The 21,753-nt window shown below is 70.7% G+C and carries 15 protein-coding genes; 3 read left to right on the top strand and 12 right to left on the bottom strand.

Translation table 11 applies throughout. The features are described 5' to 3' along the window. A partial coding sequence (locus FGD71_RS38350; protein ID WP_162931339.1) for a helix-turn-helix domain-containing protein occupies window positions 1–612 on the top strand: 612 nt, incomplete at its 5' end. A gap of 10 nt (window positions 613–622) precedes the next feature. Here the strand turns inward: FGD71_RS38350 and FGD71_RS38345 are convergent. Further along, the gene (locus FGD71_RS38345; protein WP_119105170.1) at window positions 623–1,876 is read right to left on the bottom strand and encodes an MFS transporter; all 1,254 of its coding nucleotides are present in this window, start codon (window positions 1,874–1,876) and stop codon (window positions 623–625) included. Window positions 1,877–2,079: 203 nt separating this feature from the next. Here FGD71_RS38345 and FGD71_RS38340 point away from each other — a divergent pair, with 203 nt between their 5' ends. After that, complete coding sequence (locus tag FGD71_RS38340; RefSeq protein ID WP_119105169.1) at window positions 2,080–3,039, top strand: SGNH/GDSL hydrolase family protein; 960 nt, start codon at window positions 2,080–2,082, stop codon at window positions 3,037–3,039. A gap of 79 nt (window positions 3,040–3,118) precedes the next feature. Here the strand turns inward: FGD71_RS38340 and FGD71_RS38335 are convergent, their stop codons facing one another. From FGD71_RS38335 to FGD71_RS38305, 7 genes are all read right to left on the bottom strand, one after another. Next, window positions 3,119–6,778 carry a LamG-like jellyroll fold domain-containing protein gene (locus FGD71_RS38335; protein WP_240436972.1) on the bottom strand — a complete coding sequence of 1,220 codons (3,660 nt, stop codon included), beginning with the start codon at window positions 6,776–6,778 and terminating at the stop codon, window positions 3,119–3,121. A gap of 514 nt (window positions 6,779–7,292) precedes the next feature. Beyond that, a complete protein-coding gene (locus FGD71_RS38330) occupies window positions 7,293–7,940 on the bottom strand; it encodes a TetR family transcriptional regulator C-terminal domain-containing protein (RefSeq protein ID WP_240436971.1) in 648 nt (215 codons plus the stop codon). Then, a complete protein-coding gene (locus FGD71_RS38325) occupies window positions 7,937–9,952 on the bottom strand; it encodes a CocE/NonD family hydrolase (RefSeq protein WP_119105166.1) in 2,016 nt (671 codons plus the stop codon). Before FGD71_RS38325 ends, FGD71_RS38330 begins: the two co-directional genes overlap by 4 nt. After that, window positions 9,949–11,697, bottom strand: a complete 1,749-nt coding sequence (locus FGD71_RS38320) for a dipeptide ABC transporter ATP-binding protein (RefSeq protein ID WP_119105165.1) — start codon at window positions 11,695–11,697, stop codon at window positions 9,949–9,951. The genes FGD71_RS38325 and FGD71_RS38320 overlap by 4 nt, the downstream gene beginning before the upstream one ends. Next, complete coding sequence (locus FGD71_RS38315; RefSeq protein WP_119105164.1) at window positions 11,697–12,602, bottom strand: ABC transporter permease; 906 nt, start codon at window positions 12,600–12,602, stop codon at window positions 11,697–11,699. The genes FGD71_RS38320 and FGD71_RS38315 overlap by 1 nt, the downstream gene beginning before the upstream one ends. Continuing rightward, entirely contained in the window at window positions 12,599–13,555 is a 957-nt protein-coding gene (locus FGD71_RS38310; RefSeq protein ID WP_119105163.1) for an ABC transporter permease, read from the bottom strand. Before FGD71_RS38310 ends, FGD71_RS38315 begins: the two co-directional genes overlap by 4 nt. A 2-nt stretch (window positions 13,556–13,557) precedes the next feature. Further along, the gene (locus FGD71_RS38305; RefSeq protein WP_119105162.1) at window positions 13,558–15,141 is read right to left on the bottom strand and encodes an ABC transporter substrate-binding protein; all 1,584 of its coding nucleotides are present in this window, start codon (window positions 15,139–15,141) and stop codon (window positions 13,558–13,560) included. Window positions 15,142–15,416: 275 nt separating this feature from the next. Between FGD71_RS38305 and FGD71_RS38300 the strand changes: the two genes are divergently transcribed. After that, window positions 15,417–16,310 carry an MHYT domain-containing protein gene (locus tag FGD71_RS38300; RefSeq protein WP_119105161.1) on the top strand — a complete coding sequence of 298 codons (894 nt, stop codon included), beginning with the start codon at window positions 15,417–15,419 and terminating at the stop codon, window positions 16,308–16,310. A gap of 127 nt (window positions 16,311–16,437) precedes the next feature. Here FGD71_RS38300 and FGD71_RS38295 read toward each other — a convergent pair whose 3' ends face one another. The 4 genes from FGD71_RS38295 to FGD71_RS38275 form a co-directional block, all read right to left on the bottom strand. Continuing rightward, complete coding sequence (locus tag FGD71_RS38295) at window positions 16,438–16,920, bottom strand: VOC family protein (protein WP_119105160.1); 483 nt, start codon at window positions 16,918–16,920, stop codon at window positions 16,438–16,440. Window positions 16,921–17,729: 809 nt separating this feature from the next. Then, window positions 17,730–19,919, bottom strand: coding sequence for a hypothetical protein (locus FGD71_RS38285; RefSeq protein ID WP_119105159.1), 2,190 nt, complete (start codon window positions 19,917–19,919; stop codon window positions 17,730–17,732). Further along, window positions 19,916–20,833: a carbohydrate ABC transporter permease gene (locus tag FGD71_RS38280; protein ID WP_119105158.1), complete on the bottom strand. Its 918-nt coding sequence runs from the start codon at window positions 20,831–20,833 to the stop codon at window positions 19,916–19,918. The genes FGD71_RS38285 and FGD71_RS38280 overlap by 4 nt, the downstream gene beginning before the upstream one ends. Continuing rightward, window positions 20,830–21,753 (bottom strand): carbohydrate ABC transporter permease (locus FGD71_RS38275; RefSeq protein WP_140936048.1); only part of this gene is annotated, 924 nt, incomplete at its 5' end. The genes FGD71_RS38280 and FGD71_RS38275, both read right to left, overlap by 4 nt.

Genomic DNA, 21,753 nt, shown 5'->3' with positions numbered 1-21,753 from the left:
GGCCTCGGTCTCGACCCGGACGGCCAGGCCCGCGCGGTCGCGCTGCGCGGCGGCCTGCGGGGCGCCCGCCGGCCGCCGGGCTCAGGCACGGCTCTCGACGAGCACACCGCCTTGAGTCTGGCCTCCGGTGAGCTGGCTCTCGTCCAACCGGTTCCCGGCCCGGAGCTCGCGCAGGGGATTCGTATGGGCGTGGGCCCGGCGGTCCCCGTCCTGGAACTGCCCCGGTCCTGGGCCGCCGCCCGCACGGCCCTGCGCTTCACGGCGGAAGGCCGCGACGACGACCCGGGCCCGCGCGTCGTCCATGCCGATGAGCTCGGCACGCTCGCTCTGCTGGCCGCCGTGGTCACCCCGGGCACGGAGCCGCCGGCCGATGTGCGCACCGTCGACCACGCCGCTGGGGCGGCCCCCTGGCTCCTGCCCACGCTGCACGCCGTCGTCGCCCAGCCGAGCCTGCGGACGGCGGCCACCGAGCTGAACCTCCACCACTCCACGCTCCAGGACCGGCTCGCCCACGCGGAGTCCCTGCTGGGCTGGCCGGTGCGCACCCCGCAGGGCCGCCTGCGGCTCCAGCTCGCCCTGGCGGCGCGGCACCTGGCCCGGAACCAGGCCTGAGCCCACCAGGTCAGGTCGGCACACCGACACTCTGCTGCTGGTGGGGCAGGGCGCGGCGCGTGCGGACCGGCGAGAGGAAGACCGGCAGGAAGGCCAGGGCGAGGCAGGCTGCGCCCACCCACAAGGTCGTGTGCACACCGGCCAGCTCGCCGATCAGGCCCGCCACCGCCGCGCCGACGGCGAGGGCCCCGGTCAGCACGAACCGGAACGTGGCGTTCATACGGCCGAGGAGGGCGTCCGAGGTCATCCGCTGGCGCAGGCTCACGCCGAGCACGTTGTCCATGCCCGTCTTGAACAGGGCGAGGACCCAGCCGAACCCACCGATCCACAGCCAGGCGCCACGGTCGACGAGGGGGACGAGCAGTCCGGCCGGGGCGAGGCACAGGCCCACGAAGCCGAGTGTGCGGCCGTGGCCGAGGCGCCCGGCGAGCGGGCCGGCGCAGCGGGCGCCGAGCAGGAGGCCGACGCCGCCCGCCGCCCAGAACAGGCCCAACGCGCTTGCGGGAAGGCCGAGTTCGCTGACGAACAGCACCGGGAGCATGGTGTTGATGATCTGCATGCCCAGGTTGGTGAGGGCGGCGGTGAGCGCGAGGGCCCGCAGCTCCTTGTTGCCGAAGACATGACGCAGGCCTTCGGCGATCTGCGTCCGCAGCCCGGTCGGCCGGCTCGGCGCAGGCGGCGTCGGCGCGTGGCTCATCGCGATGAGCCGGAGGGCCGACGCCAGGTGACTCACCGCCGTGCAGAAGACGGCCACCGGTGCCGTGAGCAGCTGGACCAGTCCACCGCCCACGCTCCGGCCTACCACGTTGCTCACCGCGAAGAGGCTCACCAGGGCGGCGTTGGCCCGCACGAGCGCGTCGCGGCCGACGAGCTGGGGCAGCACGCTCTGTGAGCTCACGTCGAAGAACACGGTGGCGCAGCCGTTCAGCAGCACGACCGCGTACAGCTGACCCAGCGTGAGCGTGTCCAGCCACCAGGCCGCCGGGAGGGATGCGATCAGGACCGCGCGCACCAGGTCCGCGCCGATCAGTAACCGCCGCGAGCGCATCCGGTCCACCCAGGCCCCGGTGGGCAGGCCGATGAGCAGGAAGGCGAGGGTACTCAGGGTCGCCAGGGCACCGACCTCGCCAGGGCTCGCGTCGAGCGCGGCCACGGCGATCAGCGGGACAGCGACGTAACCGACGTTCGTGCCGAGCTGGCTGAGCGCGGTCGCGGTGAAGAGCGTACGGAAGTCGGCTGTCCGCCATGGGGAGTTGGTCTGCACATCCGAGTACGCTGCCCGAGCAGAGTGTCGCAGCACAAGTGAATAGAACTACGGTAACGCTTAAGCACAGCTACGTATTTCAGGAGACTCTCTCCTCAAGTCACCGTCGTGCGCCCGGTGTTGCTCTGTCGGCACACTTCCGCCTTGCGTCGCGCTGTGCTTGTCTGGGGGCCGTTTTCGGTGGCTGGGGCGGGAGTTACCGCATGCGCAAACCGTGGATCGTCGGGGTACTTGTGGGCTTACTGCTGCTCGGCGCCTGCGGAGACCCCTCCTCAGGTCCCGAGGCCGCGCACCCCGCGCGTTCGGATCCCGGTACGTCACCGTCTTCGGCTTCCGAGGCTCACGGGGCTCGCGAGGCATCACCGTCCTCGACCACACAGCAGCAGCGTCCGCCCGCCTCCTCCTCGCCCGAGGTGCCCACGAAGCGGCCCACCGTGCTCTACCTCGGCGACTCGCTCGCCATGGAGAACCAGAAGGTGCTCGGCGGACTGCTGCGGGACGAGTTGCGGGCGCGCTACACCAGCGCCCCGTACTCGGGGACAACGCTCTGCGACTATCTGGAGGGCACCGGTCAGGACTCGCTCGTCCCCGCGAAGGACAAGGCGGCCGCCCTGGTGCGTGCGCTGCGGCCGGACTTCGTGGTGCTGCAGTTCTGGGGCAACGCCTGGGGATACACGCCATGCATGGACGGGATCACCCATGACAAGGCGCGGGCCAGGTACTTCGCGCGTTACGCCGCCGACGCGAAGAAGCTGACCGCACAGATCGCGGACGCGTCGGGCGCGCACGGGCCGAAGGTCGTCTGGGTGCTCCAGGGCCCGGATCCGATCACGCCCGACCGGATCCGCCGCGTCAACGCGATCTATGAGCGGCAGGCCGACGCCTCGGGCGCCCTGCTCGCGGACGCCGGCAAGGCGGTCAGCCCGGCCACGGCCCGCTACACCTGGACCCAGTACCTGCCGTGCACGGCGTACGAGCGCGACCACAGCGCGTACTGCACCCGTCCGGGCAGCGGCCGCACGGCTTTGCACCGCGACGACGACTACCTGCACTTCTGCCTGGCCCCCACCACCGAGAAGCCCAAGCCCTGCCCGGTCCGCTCCCCCGGCATCATGCGCATCACCCGGGCGATCACCGAGGCGGTGGCCTCCGCGACGAACTGACCAACGGCCTGTAGCGACGGACCCGGGCGCCTGCTTGCGGCACCGGCGGCGAGTTGACTCGCCGCCGGTGGTCATCACTTCATCGCGCCTCCCGCATGTACGGCGCGACGGTGATCCGGTCGATCAGCGGCGCGTGGCGGGAGCGGAGCAGCACGCCGGGGAAGGTGTCCGAGGCGTAGGTGGTGCCGTCGAAGTTCGGCAGTTCCTCGGATCGGAAGGCGATCGTGTTCTCCCCCTTCTTCAGGTGGACCGGGACAGTCAGCTCCCAGAAGTTGTTCTGATGGAAGCTGTGCGGGAAGCTCACGCGCCGCACCTTGCCGTTGACGCTGATGTCGGCGTGGCGGGCGAGCGGGTCCGGGTTGTAGTGGGTGGCCTCCGACTGCTCCGGGTTGGAGAAGCGGATGCGCAGCGCGTGCAGGCCGGTCCGATCGGCCCTGACGGTGAACGTCGCGGTGTTGCCGTTTCCGGGCTCGCCGCCGATACCGTTGATCGCCGTGCCATCGGTGGCCAGGGAGAGCCGAGCAAGACTGGCCGAGCCGGCGAGCTTGGCGTCGTCCGCCTCGTACGTACGCGCCGGCAGCGCGCCCTCGGTCGGCGTGACCCTCAGGCGGTCGACGACGGTGGTGGACGAACCTCCGGTCAGCGTCACCTTGTTGACTCCGCCCGAGAGAGATACCGCCGCGCTGCTCCTGCCCTTGGCCAGGCGCAGGACGTCATGGCCGTTGACGGAGAGCCGGGCGCCCGAGCCGCCGAGGGTGTCGACCTTGAGGGTGGCCTCGCGGTCGGCGGGCGAGTAGACCCAGAACGTAACGGTCTGGCCCTTCGCGAGCCGGACCGCGCCCGAGCCGGTGGCGGGGGTTCCGGCCTGCTCCGGCAGCTTGTAGACGGGCTGTGCCCCGCCGCCCAGCCAGGCCAGTTCGCCCTCGTACACCTGGGTGTCGGCCGAGGCCTCGGGGAGGGAGAGGGTGAGACGGTCGACGATGGCGTCGCCCTTGGTGGCGCGCTTGCCGTCGGCGCTCTTCGCGGCGAGCGTCAGGGTGTGCTTGCCCTTGGTGAGCTTGACCTTGGTGTCGGCGTGGTCCCACACCACCCACTTGTAGCCGAGCGGCAGGTACATCTCCCGCTCGCTGTCCGCCTTGCCGTCCACGCGCAGGAAGACGTTGGTGGGGCCCTGCTCCTTCACCTTGTCGAAGGTGTTGAGGGAGTTGGCGAAGACGCTCAGGTCGTACGTGCCGTCCTGCGGCACGTCCACGGTGAAATCGAGCGTGACGTCCGAGCCGGTGCGCAGGCCGCCCACGTCGTATCCGCCGGAGGTGTAGAACTTCGACACGTCGCGGGGCGAGCCCTCCGGGCCGTTCTTGGAGTAGCCGGACCCGGTGTGGGCGGCGTCCTCCGCCTCGTACGAGGCCTTCCAGCGCACGGGCGGGGACTGCGTGCCCTTCGCCTTCCCGGCCGGGCTGAGGACGATCTCGTATGCCGAGGACTCTTTCAGCTTCGGCAGCGCGCCGTCGCCGAAGTCGACGACGACCTTGCCGTCGTCACCGACCTTCAGGTTCTGCTCGGAGAGCAGCTTCGGGCCGGAGTTGTCGCCCACCTGCCCGCTCCAGTCGATCTCCTTCACCCAGGCGTGCACGCGGTCCCCGAAGAGCTTCTTCGGGACGTTGTCGAAGGTGATGTGGCCCTTGCCGGTGGAACCGCCGAAGATCAGCCGGGACTGCTTCTTCTTCTCGTCCAGCGTGGCGACGCCCTGCATCGTGTAGTTCTCGCCGGGGAACGGCGGGGTCACCTTCACCGTATGCCCGCTCATCGAGGCGTACGAGTTCAGCAGCCACCACTGGCCGTTGCCGCGGTTCGACTGCACCGCGGAGTCGGAGAGGTTGCCGTCGATGTTCCAGTACGCGATGTCGGCGTCCACCTTGGACTCCTCGATCGCGGACACCCACTGGATCATCTGGCCGGGGACCGAGGTGTGGTAGTTGAAGGCGTACTCGTTGACGTTGATCGGCAGCCGGGTGCCCTCGCGGTCGGTGCCCTTGAACAGGTCCTTCTCCCACGTCCGGTACTTGGCGACGCTCTCGCGCACCGCCTCCGGGTGGCTGAGCTCGTGCCAGGTGATGACGTCGGGGAGGGTACCGGCGGCCAGGGTGTGGGTGAGGAAGCCCTTCACCTGGTCGTAGAGGACGCTGGTGTTGGGACCGGCGATGCGGGCCTTGGGCATCTTGCCCTTGATGAGCTTGTAGAAGTCGTCCCAGGCGGCGAAGTAGTCGTCCGGATCGTTGAGCCAGCTGACCTTGTTGTAGCTCCACTCGCCGGTGCCGAACATGTTGCCCTCGGGCTCGTTGAACGGCACGAAGACGATGTTGTCCTGGTACTCCTCGGGCAACTGCAGAACTTGGTCGACCTGCTTGGCGATCTTCTCCCGGTAGAGCTTGAGCTTCTCCTCGGGGGTGTCGCCCGGCCACTGGTACGGGAAGCCCCGGTGGGTGTCGGTCATGTAGATGTACACGTCACCGTTGGTGGAGTCGGCGAGCGGCTTGACCACCTCCAACGCGTCGGCACCGGGGTGCTGCGCGCCGTCCTGCGCCTTCGTGGCGACCGTGCGCAGACCCATGCCCTCGATGAGGTTGTTCGTGGGGACGTCCGGTCCGTACACGCCGTAGAGGGTGCCGGAGGCGCCGCCGTGGAACGCACCCGTGTCCGAGCCGAGGTCGACGTTGAGCTGCCCCTCGCGAACCACGGTGACGGCCGCCTTCACGGCACGCCCGGCCGCCGTTCCCGCCACCGTGAACGTCCCGGGCTGGGCGTATTTCTCGGCCGGTATGTCGTCCCAGGTGATCGGCGTGTCGCGGTCGTAGCCGTCGGAGAAGGTGGAGCGGACGGCGGCGGGGAGGGACGGGGCGGTCCCGGCCGTCGTACGGGCCTCGAAGGACGTCTTCGACAGCTCCTGGAGAGTGGGCACGGCACCGACCGTGCCTGCCACTTGCTCGGCGCTGAGCGCCGAGTGCCACACGGTGAAGTCGTCGACCGCGCCCTTGAGCAGCGGATCCGGCCAGAAGGACTTGCCGATGTAACCGGCGGCCGTGGCCGAGTCGTCCAGCACGTCCTTGGCCTTGATGCTGGTCTCGGTGGAGGAGACCGCCGCGCCGTCGAGGTAGGTGGTGAGCCGGCCGGCGGAGGTGTCGAGGGTGACGGTGAGGGTCCGCCACTCGTTCGCGGGGAGCGGCGCGTAGCCGCGGACCTGTGCCTCCGCGCCCCCTCCGCCGGTGGTCACGGAGGCCTGCAGCAGCCCGTTGCCGTTGTACGGGGTGGCGAAGAGGTACTTGGTGGTGTTGGTGCCCAGATCGAAGATCCGCTGCCAGGACGACTTGTCGCCGCTCCACTTCACTCGGGCGGAGACCGTCAAGTCGGTCGCGTCGCCGACGACTTCGCGGGGCAGGCGGACGTACGCGCCGTCGGAGGTGGGCGCACCGCCGGGCAGGGCGAGCGCCTTGCCTCCGTCCGTGCCCTCGACGGACTGCGCGGTGGAGCCGTTCACCAGGTTCGCCGTCAGGCCGTTGCCGGAAGTGTCGGTGATCTTTCCGGAGGCGAGGTCGTCCTGGTCGAAGGAGTAATGGGCTGTGGGCTGGGGCGTATCGGCCGCTTGCGCGGGGGCGGCCGGCGCGGCCAGCAGGCCCGCGCCGAGGGCCAGCGCCATGGCGGCCGGGGCTCTGCGCCGCGCGGCTCTGTCAGCGGATGGCATGGATGGCGTCCTTCCAGGAGGCGTCGAACCGGTTCGACGACGGCGTCAGCCGCACTCGTAACGGTGGGCACGGGTCGACCGGGGTGGTCAGGCGTGGGGGAACGCGGCGCGCCCGTGCGCCGGTTCTTCGGCGGTGACGGGCAGCGCCGCGCCAGGGCGGGTCCACGAGGGCTGCCGGTAGCCGGCCGGGATCAACCGGTCGGTCTCGGAGCGCCCGACGAGCGGGGGCGGGGGGATCCGTAGGCGTCTGCGACGTTGTACGTGGTGCGGTTCGGGCATGGGCGGCTCGGCCTTTCGGCTACGGGAGGCGGGACGTCCACTCTCAACTCGCCCCGCCCGTACGGTATTTCGAACGTGGTTCGTAGCGTCGGCGAGACCGTAGGGGCGGATGAGGTAGCGGTCAAGACTTTGCGCAGGCCCTTTGAGAGTGTCCGCTCCGTTGACCGGTCCTGGACGGAGTCCCGGCGAGGAGAACCACGTCCGCATCAACACCGGGCCCGATCGCCGAACGGTCCTAGCGCCCCGTTCCCAGCTCCGTCTCGACCAGCCGGTACAGATGGCGGCGGGCGTCCTCCGTGGTCAGCGGGGGCGCCTGGCGCAGCCATTGCAAGGCCAGGCCGTCGGAGAGCGCGGCGAAGCGGACCGTGAAGCCGACCGGGTCGGCGCAGACGAACTCGCCCTCGGCGACGCCCCGTTCGACCAGACCACGGATCTGGCTGTGCCAGTCCTCGTACCGCTTGGCCTGGCCGCGGGCGAAGGCCCGTTCCGGGTCCTGGTCGCGGTCACCCGCGCTCCAGTAGTCGAACCACATCCGCCAGTGCCGGTCGGTGTCCTCCGTGAACAGCGCGTCGATCAGCAGCCGCAGCGCCTCGGAGCCGCCGGACGCCTTGTCGGCGGCCTCGCTCAGCGCCGCGTAGTACCGCTCGATGTGCAGCACCATGGCCTCGGAGAGGATCTCCTGCACGCTGTCGAAGTGGTACGTGACCGTGCCGGCCGACACCCCGGCCGCGGCCGCCACATCGCGCACGCCCACCGACTGGTACCCGCGTTCCGCGATCAGTGGCACGGCCGCCTCCACGATGAGCCGGCGGCGCACCTCCGTGGGCTGGCGGGTGCGGTCGGCGGCGGCGACGGCACGGCGCGGGGTCTTGGCGGCCTTCATGCCGACGTCCTCGGGATGGCGCGCTGCCATACGCGTTTGGCCACTGTCTCTCCGTCCGCCCGTGCTTCGATGCGACTGTCCATGATGAACTCCGTGGCCGTGGCCCGCAGCTCCGTACGGGCCATGATCTCAGTGTCCCAGTCCGCGCCGCGTCGCAGCCGGATACCCCACTCGGAGACCGCCCGCGCCGAGAGCGGATCATCGGCGCGGATCCGGTATGTCTCGCACGCGCTCTCCTCGTAGCGCAGCCCGTCGGGGTAGGTCCGGGATCCGCCGTAGTTGGGGTCGACCTCCAGCGTCCACTCGCCGGTGACCACGTCGTGCGTGACCAGCCGTTCCGGCCGCGGTTCGTCGGACTTCTCGTACGCCACGGGGAGCGGCGAGGCCTGCTCGGGCTCCTCGAAGCGGATGGGTTCCTTGCCCTGGTCGTGCGCCGGGTCCCGGACGGGAAGGAGCAGGGCGCTGTCGGCGGGCACCACGGTCAGTTCGCCGCGCTCGCCGTGCGGCCACACCCAGGGCCAGTACGTGTCGGAGACGGCGACCCTGATGCGATGGCCGGGCGGGAAGGCGTAGCCGGTGCCGTTCAGCTCGAACTCCACGGTCTCGTACGCGCCCGGCGTCCACTCCACGGCCCGGTCGCGGCCCTGCCGCTTGAGCAGGTTGAATACGCCTCGCGAGACGAGCGTGGACGAGCCGTCGGGCGCGACGTCGCAGACGCGGGCGATCACGTGGGCGCGTGGCGTCGCGCTGTCGAGGCGGAGCCGGACGCGCGGGCGGCCCAGGATCTCCACACGCTCCTCCAGCGGCCGCGAGTCGAAGCAGACCGAGCGGCCGTCCTCCTCCCGCTGGTCCGGCGGCAGATCGCTCGCGTTGCCGAACGGGAAGAAGCGGCCGGCGTCGAGGCCGGTGTGCTGCGGTGTGCGGATGAGGGCGGGGGTGTGCGTCTGCCCCAGTGGCTGTTCGGCCCAGGTGACCGACGGTGAGGGCCAGGCCGGGTCTCCGACCCAGCGGCCCGGCATCATGTCGTACGAAGTCGCGGGCCGTACCGATTCGTTCATCCAGGCGCGGAGCTTCGGCTCGCGCATGATGCCGGTGTCCACGCCCTTGAGGTGCTGGTCCCACCAGCGGAGGGTCTCCTGCAGGAAGCCGATCGCCGGGCCGGGCGGGAGGCCTCGGTCCGGGTACTGGTGCGACCAGGGGCCGATGAGCCCTCGTACGCGGTCGTCCTGCAGGTGCTCCACCAGCCGCAGCACGGTGTCGCGGTACGGGTCGTGCCAGCCGCCGACGGCCAGGACCGCCGCGCCGATCGCCGGGTAGTCCTCGCAGACGCTGCCGTGCCGCCAGTAGTCGTCACGTTCCTGGTGGGCGAGCCAGGTGTGCAGGAAGGGTTCGAGGGCGTCGAGGCGTTCGCGCCACATCGGGAGCCAGCGGTCCCGGCCGACGCTGTTCGGATCCGGCGGGCGGGAGGCGAACGCGAGCATCGTGCCCGCCCAGGCGAGCATGTCGATGCCGAGGACGGCGCCGCCCGTGTAGTGCACGTCGTTGTCGTACCGGTCGTCCGTCGAGCAGACCGTCACGATCGCCTTCAGCGGTTCGGGGGCGAGGGCGGCGATCTGCAGCGAGTTGAAGCCGCCCCACGAGATCCCGAACATGCCCACCTTGCCGGTGCACCAGGGCTGTGCGGCCAGCCAGTTGACGACGTCCACGCCGTCCGCGAGTTCCTGCGCGTCGTACTCGTCGCCGGGCGTTCCCTCACTGTCGCCGTGGCCACGGATGTCGACGCGGACGGAGGCGTAGCCGTGGCCCGCGTACCAGGGGTGCCGTTGGGCGTCCCGGGGCGCGGTCCAGTCGGTCTTGCGGTACGGGAGGTATTCGAGCAGGGCGGGGACGGGGTCGGCCTCGGCGTCGGCCGGCCGCCAGATCCGCGCGTGCAGGCGTGTCGTCCCGTCCCTGGTGGGGATCCAGACGTCGTCGCGCATGACCTGGCGGTCGAAGTGCTCGCGGTACCTCACGAAGCTCCTTCCCTCGCGGCCGGGCGCCAGCGGCGCACCCGGTGGCCGTGGCCGTGGTCGGTCCATAGGTCGTCCGGTTCGGCGGCATCAGTCCACTCGGGGACTTCTTCCACGAGAGGCTCGGCGTCGGGGGCGGGGGCGGACGCGGGCTCGGGCTCGAGGGCCGCCGCCATGAGCAGGCGCGTGTAGGGATGCCCCGGGGAGGCGAACACCGCCTCCGTCGGGCCCTCCTCCACCACCACGCCATGCCGCAGGACGACCACCCGGTCCGCGATGCCCCGTACGACGGCCAGGTCGTGGCTGATGAACAGGCATGCCAAGCGGCGTTCGCGTCGCAGGTCGTCGAGGAGCCGGAGCACCTCGGCCTGGACCGAGACGTCGAGAGCGGTGGTGATCTCGTCGGCGATCAGTACGTCCGGCTCCCCCGCCAACGCCCGTGCGATACCGATGCGTTGACGCTGACCGCCGGAGAGCTGGGCGGGCAGCCGGCTGACGAGGGCCGGGTCCAGGCGAACGTCGGACATCAGCTTCCGGGCGCGTACGGCCGCCTCCGCACGGCTCCCCGCCGTGCCGAAGAACCGCAGCGGCCGCCGTACCGCGTCACCGACGGACCGGCGCGGGTTCAGGGAGGTGTCGGCGTTCTGGAAGACGAGCTGGACCCGGCGCCGCAACGACACCGGCCGTTCGCGCGCGGGCCGGGCGAGGTCGCCCGACTCGCTGGTCATCGTGCCGCCGGACGGAGCGCGCAGGCCCGCGAGAGTCCAGGCGAGGGTGGACTTGCCGCTGCCCGACTCGCCCACGAGGGCGAGGACTTCGCCCCGTCGGACCTCGAAGGAGACACCGTCCACGGCACGGGACGCCCCGTAGTCGACGGTGACGTCCCGCGCGGAGACGGCGACAGGAGCGTCACCGGCGACCACAGCCCTGGGCCGGACCTCCCGCTCGCCGTCCTCGCCGACGATCGCGAGTCCGGCGTCGTCGAGTCGCGGCACGCTCGCCAACAGCCGCTTGGTGTACGGGTCTTGGGAGGCCGCGAAGAGGCGCCCGGTGGGCGCGGCCTCCACGATCCGCCCGGCCCTCAGCACGGTCACCTCGTCGGCCATGTGCGCGACGACGCCGAGGTCGTGGCTCACCAGTACGGCGGCGAGGCCGAGTTCGTCACGCAGGGCGCCCACCAGATCGAGCACGCCGCGCTGCGTCACCACGTCGAGGCCGGTGGTCGGCTCGTCGAGGACGAGGACCTTCGGCCGGGCGGCGATGGCCATGGCGAGGGCGACGCGCTGCTGCTGACCACCGGACAGCTCGTGCGGGTAGCGGCGGGCGAGCTCGGCGGGGCGGGGCAGCCGGACCTGTGCCAGCAGGTCCACGACGGGTACGTCCCCGCCGGCCTCCGCGATCTGCCGTCCGATCCGCATGGACGGCGTCAGCGCCTGCCCGGCGTTCTGCCCGACCAGCGCGACCGTCCCGCCCCGCAGTCGCCTCAACTCCCGTGCGGGCAGGGCGAACACGTCGGCTCCGTCTACCCGGACCGTTCCGCCCGTCAGCCGCGATCCGTGCCGCAGATGGCCGAGCAGCGTCGCCGCGACCGTCGACTTGCCACTGCCCGACTCACCGACCAGCGCCAGCGTCCGGCCCGGCCGCAGGTCGAACGACACATCGTGGACGACGGGCACGTCACGTCCGCCCGAACGGTAGGCCACGGAAAGAGAGTCCACGGACACGATGGCGGCGGCTGTGGCGGTCATCAGGCCCCCTCCTTGATCCGGTCGACGCCCCACGCCTTGGACAGGCCGTCGGCGGCGAGGTTGAGCCCGATCACGAGCGTGGCCAGGGCGATGATGGGCGCGAGGCTCGCCATGGGGACGACGGTGATGGCCGTGCGGTTCTCGGCGACCATGAGGCCCCAGTCGGGAGTCGGCGGATCGGCGCCGAAGCCGAGGAAGGACAGCGAGGAGATCAGCAGCACCACCCACGAGGCCCGCATCGCGAACTCGACGCACACGACATCGATGATGTTCGGCAGGACCTCGCGCCGCAGGATCGACCAGGTGCCCTCGCCCCGGGCCCGCGCCGCGGTCACGTAGTCGGCGGGCACGACCGCCAGCGCGGCGCCGCGCACCACGCGGACGACCTGCGGGACGGACACCACGGCGATCGCGAGGACGATGACCCAGGGGCCCGTCCCCAGCGCGGTCACGATGACCAGCAGTGCCAGGACCGACGGCACGGAGAGCACCGCGTCGAGGACTCGTCCCAGCACGTCGTCGAACCAGCCGCCGCGCAGGGCCACCGCGCACCCGGCCACCGTGCCGAGTGCGACGGTCAGCAGCGTCGCGGCCACGGACACTCCGAGCGCGTACTGGCCGCCGTACAGCACCCGGGCGAGTACGTCCCGGCCGTACTGGTCGGTCCCGGCCAGATGCTCCCCACTCGGCCCGAGCAACGCCTGGTCGGCGTTGTTCGCGAGGGGGTCGTACGAGATGAGGGCCGGCGCGAGCAGGGCGATCAGGACGTGGACGGCGACGAACACGAGGCCGACGGTGGCCGTCCGGGAGGACCGGAGCGTGCGCCAGGCGCGGGCCGTGGCGGACGGCGGTGCGAGCGGGGTGGCGGACGGGGGCGGGGGCGCCGGGGTTTCCAGGGTGCTCATCGGGTCCTCCCGCGCGTACGGAGCTTGGGGTTGAGGGCCATGGCGCCGAGGTCGGCGGCCAGGTTGCAGGCGACGTACACGACGGCGCTGATCAGGGCGATGGCCTGGATGACGGGCAGGTCCCGGTTCTGCACGGAGGAGAGCATCAGCTTTCCGATGCCGGGGTAGTTGAAGACGTTCTCGACGACCGCGATCCCGCCGGCGAGCCAGGCGACGTTCAGGGCGATGACGTGCAGGGTGGGCAGCAGGGCGCTGGGCAGGGCGTGCCGTGTGACGACGCGCCACGTGGACAGGCCCTTCAGCCGGGCCGTGGTGACGTACTCGCTCGCCATCACGTCGATGACGGAGGTGCGGGCCATGCGGATGATGTACGCGGCCATGACGACGGCGAGGGCGAGGGCGGGAAGCCATACGGCGGGCAGGAGTTGACCGATGCTCGCCTCGGGCCCGTACAGCACCACGGCCGGGAACAACGGCAGCGCGATGGAGAAGCACAGCACCAGTACGGTCGCGACGACGAACTCGGGGACGCTCATTCCGACCAGGCTGACCGTCGAGATCAGATGGTCCGGCCAGCGGTCGCGGTACAGGCCCGCGAGGATGCCGAGGAGCAAGGAGCCGGTGACGGCGAACAGTACGGTCACGAGGGCGATGAGCGCGGAGTTGCCGAGGTACAGGCCGACTTCGCCGCCGACCGCCTTGCCGGAGACGAGCGAGAGACCGAAGTCGCCGTGCAGGGCGCCGCCCATCCAGTCGGCGTACCGCTCCCAGGCGGGCTGGTCGAGCTTCAGCTTCTCGCGCAGCGCGGCGACCGCGTCCGGCGTGGCGTCCCTGCCGAGGACCTGGGTGGCGACGTCGCCGGGCAGGGCCTGGACGGCGAGGAACACCAAGATGGAGGAGAGAAAGAGCGTACCGACGGCGGCGAGCACACGGCGGGCGATGAACGAGAGCATGCTCAGGCTCCCTTCAGGCCGATGCCGCGGTAGTCGAACTCGAAGCCGTACTCGGCGTATCCGCGCACCTTGCGCGAGAGGCCGACGAGCCGGTCGGCGAACATCGGGGTGATCGCCCCGCCCTTGTCGATCACGAGGGTCTGCGCCTCGCCGTACAGTTCGCGCCGCCGTGTGCCGTCCGTCTCCTGCCGGGCCCGGTCGAGCAGCGCGTCGAAGTCCCGGTCGGACCAGGCGGTCTCGTTGTAGGAGGAGCCGCTGCGGAAGACCTGGGTCAGGAGCTGGTCGACGGGTCTGCCGGTGAACCAGTACGTCGCCATGAGCGGCTGCTTCATCCAGATCTGCGTGTAGTACGAGTCCGCCGCGGCCGTCTTGACCCGGATCCGGATTCCGGCCCGCCGGGCCGAGTCCTGGTAGGCGAGGGCCATGGGCGTGAAGACCGGGTCGTACGACGACGTGTAGAGGTCGACCGCGAGGCCCTCGTGTCCGGCCTTCTTCAGCAGGTGCCGCGCCTGGTCCGGATCATGCTCGGGGTGCGCGGTGATGTGGGCGGGGTCGCTCGGCGGCACCGGGTTGTCCCAGCCGGCCGTGCCCGCGCCCTGCAGGGCGACCTTCACCACGTGCTCGGGGTCGTACGCGAGCTTCATCGCCTGCCGCACGCGCACGTCGGTGAAGGGCTTCTCCGTGGTGAGCATCGGCAGTACGTACCACTGGGCGTTCTCGACCCGTGCGATCGTCGCGCGGTCGGAGGCGGCGACGACCCGGGCGGTGGCGAAGTCGAGGTTGGTCTGGGACAGCAGGTCGACCTGCCCGGCCAGCAGGGCATTCGAGCGGGCGGACATGTCGGCGACGGAGTAGAAGGAGATGGCGTCCAGGACCGGGCGGCCGGCCCAGTGGTCCTCGTACGCGGTGATGCGGCCGGGGCCCGCGGGCGTGAACGATTCCAGTTCGAACGGGCCGGTGCCTATGCCGGTGCGGCCGATGGCGCGGCCGCTGCCGTCGGGGATGACATAGCAGTTGTAGTGCGTGAGGAGGCTCGGGAACTCCGCGTGAGGGCTCTTGAGCGGTACAACAAGCGTGTGAGGATCGGGAGTTCGCAGCCGGCCGGGGTCGACGAGCGGGGCGAGGACGGCTGCCTGCGGAGAGGCCGTCTTCTTGTCGAGGATGTGGCGCAGGGTGTAGGCGGCGTCGGCGGAGGTGAGGGCGCGCCCGTCATGGAAGGTGACGCCCTTGCGGATGCGGAAGGTCCAGGTGCGCGCCTTGGCGTCGGGCTCCCAGGACTCGGCGAGGTCGGGGGCGACCGCACCGTTCTCACCGATGCGGACCAGGCGGTTGTAGAGGGCGCCGAGGTATTCGTACGCCGACAGGGCGCTCGCCGGGTCGAGGGTCTCGGCGTCGGAGGCGGGAGGCCGGGCGATACGGAGGGTGCCGCCGGGGTCTGGGACGCCCTGCTTGGCCGCGGCGGGCAGTGCGGGCGCCGCCGAGGCACCGGTACAGCCGCTGAGCAACCAGGAGGCGCCGAGCGCCGCGGCGCTCGCGGCTCCCGTGGCGAGGACCGACCGCCGCCCTGGGTGGTGGATGTCGGACATGACCGACCGTCCTTCGCGCTATTCGTTCGACAGAACGATTGAGTGAACGGCGTGAACGATAACGCGGCGACGGGATCCCGCCAACCCTTGAAGGCGGAACGCGACCGCGGCGCAAAGTGACCACGCCACCGGTCAGATTTCGCCAACCCATGACAGCAATTTGCGTCAGGAAAGACGGACCTACTGGGGTACCGACGGTAAGGGCTTGCTTTGCATGGCCTTTGCACGTAACCCTTCCCGCTCATAACTAGCCAGGTTCCGGGGGGAATTGGCATATGCAAGGCACGGTGGACGGATTCAGCTACGGCGCGGTCACTCCGGTGGCCGCCTACCTCATGGCATGCCTGGGAGGCGCTCTGGGGCTGCGCTGCATCGTCCGGTCTCTGTACAACAACGAACAGGCGTGGAAGCCGGGTTGGCTGGCGCTCGGCGCGGCGTCGATCGGATGTGGCATCTGGACCATGCACTTCATTGCGATGATCGGTTTCCAGGTCGAGGAGACCCGTGTCCGCTACGAGGTCGGCTTGACGGTGCTGAGTCTCGTCGTGGCGATCGTCGTGGTCGGCATCGGCGTCTTCATCGTGGGAGTCCGCGGCGCCGACCGCGGAACGCTGGCCGTCGCGGGCGTCGTCACCGGTCTCGGCATCGCCGCCATGCACTACTTGGGCATGGCGGCGATCCAGATGAACGGGCGTATCGAGTACGCCCCGGGCCCCGTCGCGCTCTCCGTCGTGATCGCCGTCGGCGCCGCGACCGCCGCGCTGTGGGCGGCCGTCTCGCTCCGGGGTCTCCTGGCGAGCCTGGGAGCCAGCCTGGTCATGGGCGTGGCCGTGAGCGGCATGCACTACACCGGTATGTCCGCGATCAGCGTGCATCTCCACGGGGCGAGCGGCGGAGCCTCGTCCGGCGACTCGCCGATGTCGCTCCTGCTCCCCATGCTCATCGGCCCGGTCATCTTCCTGGTGCTGGCCGGAGCGATCGTGATGGTCGACCCCCTCCTCGTCACGGGTGACGGCGACCGGGACCGGCCCGCCTCTCGACAGGGCGCCGCGGTCGGCAACGCCGACAACTCCGCGCCCCGGGCCGGCTCCCCCCTCGAGGATGAGCCCGATCCCGAGCGACGCTCCCAAGAGCAGTACGAGGCCCCACGGTCCGGATACGAGTGGTGAGTTGTCTCTCGGAGTCACTGCGTCTCGGCGGGGTGCGTACCCGGGGGCCTGCCCCGACCTGTACAGCGGCCGGCTCGCCCGACGGGTGCGAAGCGGGTCGGCCGGCGTGCCGGCGTGCCGGCGTTCCTCACCCGTCCGCGGCGGCCTTCTCCAGGGCGGCGATGTCCAGCTTGGACATCGTGAGCATCGCCTGCATGGCCCTGGCCGCCTTCCCCTGGTCGGGGTCGCTGACCAACTCGGTCAGCCGGGTCGGGACGACCTGCCAGGAGAGGCCGAACTTGTCCTTCAGCCAGCCGCAGGGTCCCTCCTCGCCGTCGCCCTCCGTGAGCCGGGACCAGTAGAAGTCCACCTCCTCCTGGTCCCCGCAGGGGATCTGGAAGGAGATGGCCTCGTTGAAGGTGAACTCCGGGCCCCCGTTCAGGGCGAGGAACTTCTGGCCGTTCGCCTCGAACTCGACGGTCAGGACGGAGCCGGCTGGGCCGGGCCCCGCCTCCGTGTAGCGGACGATCCGGCCCAGCCGGGAGTTCTTGAAGACCGAGAGGTAGAAGTGGGCGGCCTCCTCGGCCTTGCCGTCGAACCAGAGACATGTGGTGAAGCCTTCGGTGGTCATGCGAACCTCCTGGAGCGTGAACGCTGAACGCGCTGTCACCTCTGTCGACTGATCCTCGCCCGGAAACTCATCGGTGGTTCGGACACCCGGTGAGGAATCCTGGTGGTTTGTGATCGGACTCCGAGCCGGACTCTCAGCCGGGCTCCGCGTCCGGCTCCGAGGAGGCGGTCATGCCTGCTGTGCCGTTACAAGGCGGGTCGTACGGGCGACGGAGATTCCTCGGCGGGACGGCCGCGGTGGCGGGTGCGGCGGCGCTGGGAGCATGGCCGGCCCCGGCCGCCGCGCGGGCGGCCGCGTGGGAGGACGTGATCAACGGGTCCTTCGGAAGCTACGGCGCCTTCGAGGCCGAGTGGAACTACCTCTATCCCTGGGGTTCGGACCACAACGGCAGCGCCCGGATGTACGGCAGCCCCAGCGATCACAGAGTTCCAGGCGCCGAGCTCCTGAGAGCGACAACCTGGAGTTCAAGGGCAACACCAAGAGGCCGTCCACCGCGGCGCCGGTTTCGTCGGCAGGCCGCTCTGGCTGATCATCAACCTCCAGATGGAGGGCTCGTCGGGCTCCTCGGGCCCAGGAGGGAACACGTACTACCGGGCGCGGAACGTGTACGTGGGGCGCAATCGGGTCCAGGGGCTGGCCAGGGCAGGCCCTCCGGCAGAAACCCACCCGTGTGCTGAAGGAGCCGGACTTGCTCGTGGGCGATGTACGGGCGTTCCTCCGGGAGTTGCGGGGCTGGGGCCTTTCCTGCCCTGATCCGCCGGACAGGTCCCAAAGGGCCTGTTGGATGACCTGGGTGCGCGGGCGCTCCGTCAGCAGTCTGCCTCCACAAGCACCGGCGCGCCGTCCGGCAGTTCGAGCCGAAGCTCCTCGGCGGCCGCGACCGGGCGGCCGTCGACACGTGCGCCACCACGACTGAAACGGGCGGGCAGCCGCAGGCGTGCGGGTACCGTGTCCGGTCCCTGCCGCAGGACGCGTATCTCCAGCCGGTTCTCGCCCGCGCGGACATCGAGACCGACCCGGCCGAAGCGGGTGGGGGTGCCCTCGACGCGGATCTCGGCGCCCGGCCGGAACCAGTGCGCGGGAGCCGCCGGCAGCAGGTCGAGACCCGCGCCGCGTTCGAAGACCAGCAGGTGACGCACCAGGCGGACGAACTCGGCCGACGCCCAGTTGTGCGGCATGTCCCCGCAGATCTGGAGGTGTCCACTGCCGGTCAGCGGCTGTTCCTCCCGCCAGACACGGGTCGGGGAAGCGTGGTTGGCGAAGGCGTAGAGGTAGTCGGCCGCCTTGTCGGGTCGGTCCGCGTACAGCCAGGCGTGCGCGGCGAAGGACGCCTGATACGTCCACACCGCCTTGTACGGCAGCCAGCCGGTGGTGGCCGGGATCCCCTGCTCGTCGTCGCGGGCCTCGTACAGGTCGAGCAGGTCGCGGACCACCTCGTCGTCGGCGGCGAAGATCTCTCCGGGCCAGATGGCGTGGCACAGCGCCCAGGTCGCGGTCTCGGGCCGGATCCGGCGCCAGACCGGCACCTGGCTGTCCGGGGTGCGCGGCAGGAACTGGTGCTCGCCGCTGCCCGGCAGGTTCATCGGGAGATGGCGCAAGCCGTCGGCGGTGGTGCGTCGCTGGGTCTTGGCGGATCGCTGGAAGGCGGAGAGCAGGCTGTCGAAGAGATCCGCGAAGCGTTCGGCGTCGGCCGCCTCGCCGAGCATGCGCGCGCCCGCGACCGCGTACCGGAGTCCGGTCAGGATCCACATCGTGGTGGTGTACTCGGCGCGGCTGCCGCCGAGTCCTCCGTCGCCGAATGCCTCGGGGAGCAGCCCGCGGAGGGGATGGTCGGCGGGCAACTCGGCCGCTTGCTCGCGCAGTTCGGCGATATGGGCCACGGCCCCGCGGACGGTGGGCCAGCGGCCGCGCAACCCGTCGGAATCGCCGGTGATTTCGGCCTGCCGCACCATGGTGGCGATGGCGATGCCGGTCTCCTTGACGTACGGCTCGCTGTCCAGCTGGACGATGGCGCCGTTCGGCTTGACCCGCCGCATCAGCACCTCGAGACCGGCGTCGGCGGTGTCGTCCAGCCCCAGATAGCGCGCCGCCTCGAGGAGAAAGTGGCCGTCGACCAGCCAGAGGCCCCGGTAGATGGTCGGCCCGACATGCAGCACCGGCAGGTCCTGCTCGACCTCTCGGGCCTGGAGCAGGTTGCGGGCGCAGGCGGTGAGCATGTCCTGCACGTCGGGGTCCGGCACCGTCAACGGCAGCCGCTGGACGTCGAGTCGGTCCCAGTACCGGCGCTCCGCCTGGAGCGCGGCGTACGCCTGGTCGAGGTCCAGATGGCCATCGGCCAGCGGAACGACGACCGCTCCGCTCACGCTTTCGCTGCCGCGCAGTACCACCGGCCGGGTGACCAGACCGTCGGCCGGGCCGAACCCCTGGGCGGAGCCGCCGACGAGCGGATGACCGCAGGACCGCAGCCGCCAGGCGCCCGCGGGGACGACGTCGGTGGTCGGCAGCCCGTCCGTCCACTCCGGGGTGGCGGGCGCGGTGTCCAGGGGCACCGCGTGCACCTCGTGGCGGGATCCGGTGCTTGCGAGCGTCTCCCCGCGCAGCTGGGCGTCGATGCGCAGCCCGGTGAGGACCTCGTCCTCACCGGGCGCCGCCGTGACCGTCCACAGGACGACGTCGTACCGGGCCGGCCCGTAGTGGGCGAAGGTGGTCATCTCCAGTGTCTGGTTCGGGTAGGTGACGACCGTACGGACGATGGCGCGCCGCGCGCTCTCGGTCTCCTGTGTGACCCGCACCGGGCGGTGGGTGGTCTGCGCGGAGAACCCCACCGTCCGCGCGAAGGACCAGGCGTCGAAACCGCTCGCGTGGAAGCCGTAGAGGAGAGCGCCGTCCTCGCGTACGAGGCTCTTGTGGGGGTCGTCCGGCCGGCACAGCAGCGTCCAGGAGGAGGCGGGCGCGTGCCTGAAGTCGATGGTGCTGCTGGTCACTTGACGATCGGTCATTTGACGGCTCCTGCGGTCAGCCCCGACACGATGCGGCGCTGCGCGAACAGCACGAGCAGGACGACGGGCAGAGTGATCAGGACGACTGCGGCGTCGATGCGGTTGTAGAAGACCTGGAACTGGCTCTGCCCGAGGTTCACGATCGCCAGCGGCGCCGTGAAGCGTTCCGGGGTCTGCAGGAAGGACGTGGCGAACGCGAAGTCGTTCCAGGCGAGGATGAAGGAGATGATCGCGGAGGTGAAGACGGCGGGCATCGCCACAGGGACGACGATCCGCCACAGCACCTGCAGGCGACTGGCGCCGTCCACCATGGCCGCCTCCTCCAGGCTGCGCGGCACCTGGTCGAAGAAGCTCTTCAGCAGCCAGGTCGCGATGGGCAGCGTGTAGACCATGTACGCCAGGACCAGTCCGGCCGGGGAGTCCAGCAGCTGCAGCTCGCGGTAGACGAGGAAGAGCGGGCCGACCATGGCCAGCACCGGGAAGAACCCGGCGAAGAGCACGAAGCCCAGCACGACGCCCGCGCCGCGCACCCGCAGCCGGGACAGCGCGTACCCGGCCAGCGTCGCGCACACCACCGAAAGCACCGTGCTGACCAGGCAGATGAGGATGCTGTTGAGCAGTGGGCGCAGGAAGTTCTGGTCGGAGAGGTTGTCGGCGTAGCTGGAGAGTGTGAAGTGCTTCGGCAGGAATCCGGTGACCCCCTGCGCGAACTCCTGGGAGCTCATCAGCGAGGTGCGCAGGATCCACAGGAACGGGAAGAGCGAGATGGTGACGATGGCCGTGACGAGCAGGCCGAAGCCGGTGCGTCGCCAGGCCGCGGTCCGGCGACGCCGGTCCCGGCCGGCCCTTCGGGTGTCCGGCACCGGCGCCCGCACCGCAGCGGAGTGCTCGGCCACATGGAGTTGTCCGGTCATCGGGTCTCCTCCCCCCGGTCGGTACGGAAGATCCGGACATAACCAGCGGCGACGAGCAGCGCCAGCACCACGAGGACCACGGAGAGGGCACCGCCCGTGCCGAAGTCGGTCTCGACCAGGAACTCGCGCCAGTTGATGTAGGAGAGGGTCTCCGTCGTGTTGCCCGGCCCTCCGCCGGTGAGGATGAAGACCACGTCGAAGACCAGCAGAGCGGACAGCGTACGGAAGATCAGTGCCACGAGCAGGGCCGGCCTGAGCAGCGGCAGGGTGACGCGCCAGAAGGTCTGCCAGGCGCTCGCGCCGTCGATCCGGGCCGCCTCGTACAGCTCGTCGGGGATCACCTGGAGACCGGCCAGCAGGATGATCGCCACGAACGGCACGGTCTTCCACGCGTCGGTGGCGCCGATCGCCACCCACGCCGTCCACTCGCCGCCGAGCCAGTTGGTGTCCGCGCCGGGCAGGTGCAGGGCGCTGAGGGCCTGGTTCACGAACCCGGTCTGCGGATCGAGCATCGTCTTCCAGGACGTCGCCGCCACCACGGTGGGCACCGCCCACGGCACCAGGACGGCGGCCCGCACCCAGCCCCGGCCGCGGAAGCGGCGGTGGAGGACAAGGGCCACGACGAGCCCGGCGACGATCTGTGTGAAGACCGACACCGCGGTGAACAGCAGGGTCCGTATCAGCGCCTGCCGAAACGCCGCATCGGCGAACAGCGCCCGGTAGTTGCCAAGACCCGCGAAGCCGTCCGCCGCGGGGTCGGTCAGTTTGACGTGGCGTACGGAGTTCCACACGTTGTACGCGAGCGGGAAGGCCGTGACCGCCAGCAGGATCACCAGCGTGGGCGTCAGCAGCAGCCAGCCCAGTCGCCGGTCCGCCGCTGCGGCGCGTGCCCGCCGCAGCGGCGGCCGGTTTCCCCCGGG

This window comes from Streptomyces sporangiiformans, from assembly GCF_005768555.2.
In the GTDB taxonomy this organism is placed as follows: domain Bacteria; phylum Actinomycetota; class Actinomycetes; order Streptomycetales; family Streptomycetaceae; genus Streptomyces; species Streptomyces sporangiiformans.
This window is presented reverse-complemented; position numbering and strand designations above follow the sequence as displayed.

Bases quoted from the DNA above. Each gene is read 5' to 3' on its own strand.
- FGD71_RS38340 (WP_119105169.1), top strand. From the start codon at position 2,080: ATGCGCAAACCGTGGATCGTCGGGGTACTTGTGGGCTTACTGCTGCTC.
- FGD71_RS38335 (WP_240436972.1), bottom strand. From the start codon at position 6,778: ATGCCATCCGCTGACAGAGCCGCGCGGCGCAGAGCCCCGGCCGCCATG.
- FGD71_RS38330 (WP_240436971.1), bottom strand. From the start codon at position 7,940: ATGAAGGCCGCCAAGACCCCGCGCCGTGCCGTCGCCGCCGCCGACCGC.
- FGD71_RS38320 (WP_119105165.1), bottom strand. From the start codon at position 11,697: ATGACCGCCACAGCCGCCGCCATCGTGTCCGTGGACTCTCTTTCCGTG.
- FGD71_RS38315 (WP_119105164.1), bottom strand. From the start codon at position 12,602: ATGAGCACCCTGGAAACCCCGGCGCCCCCGCCCCCGTCCGCCACCCCG.
- FGD71_RS38310 (WP_119105163.1), bottom strand. From the start codon at position 13,555: ATGCTCTCGTTCATCGCCCGCCGTGTGCTCGCCGCCGTCGGTACGCTC.
- FGD71_RS38305 (WP_119105162.1), bottom strand. From the start codon at position 15,141: ATGTCCGACATCCACCACCCAGGGCGGCGGTCGGTCCTCGCCACGGGA.
- FGD71_RS38300 (WP_119105161.1), top strand. From the start codon at position 15,417: ATGCAAGGCACGGTGGACGGATTCAGCTACGGCGCGGTCACTCCGGTG.
- FGD71_RS38295 (WP_119105160.1), bottom strand. From the start codon at position 16,920: ATGACCACCGAAGGCTTCACCACATGTCTCTGGTTCGACGGCAAGGCC.
- FGD71_RS38285 (WP_119105159.1), bottom strand. From the start codon at position 19,919: ATGACCGATCGTCAAGTGACCAGCAGCACCATCGACTTCAGGCACGCG.
- FGD71_RS38280 (WP_119105158.1), bottom strand. From the start codon at position 20,833: ATGACCGGACAACTCCATGTGGCCGAGCACTCCGCTGCGGTGCGGGCG.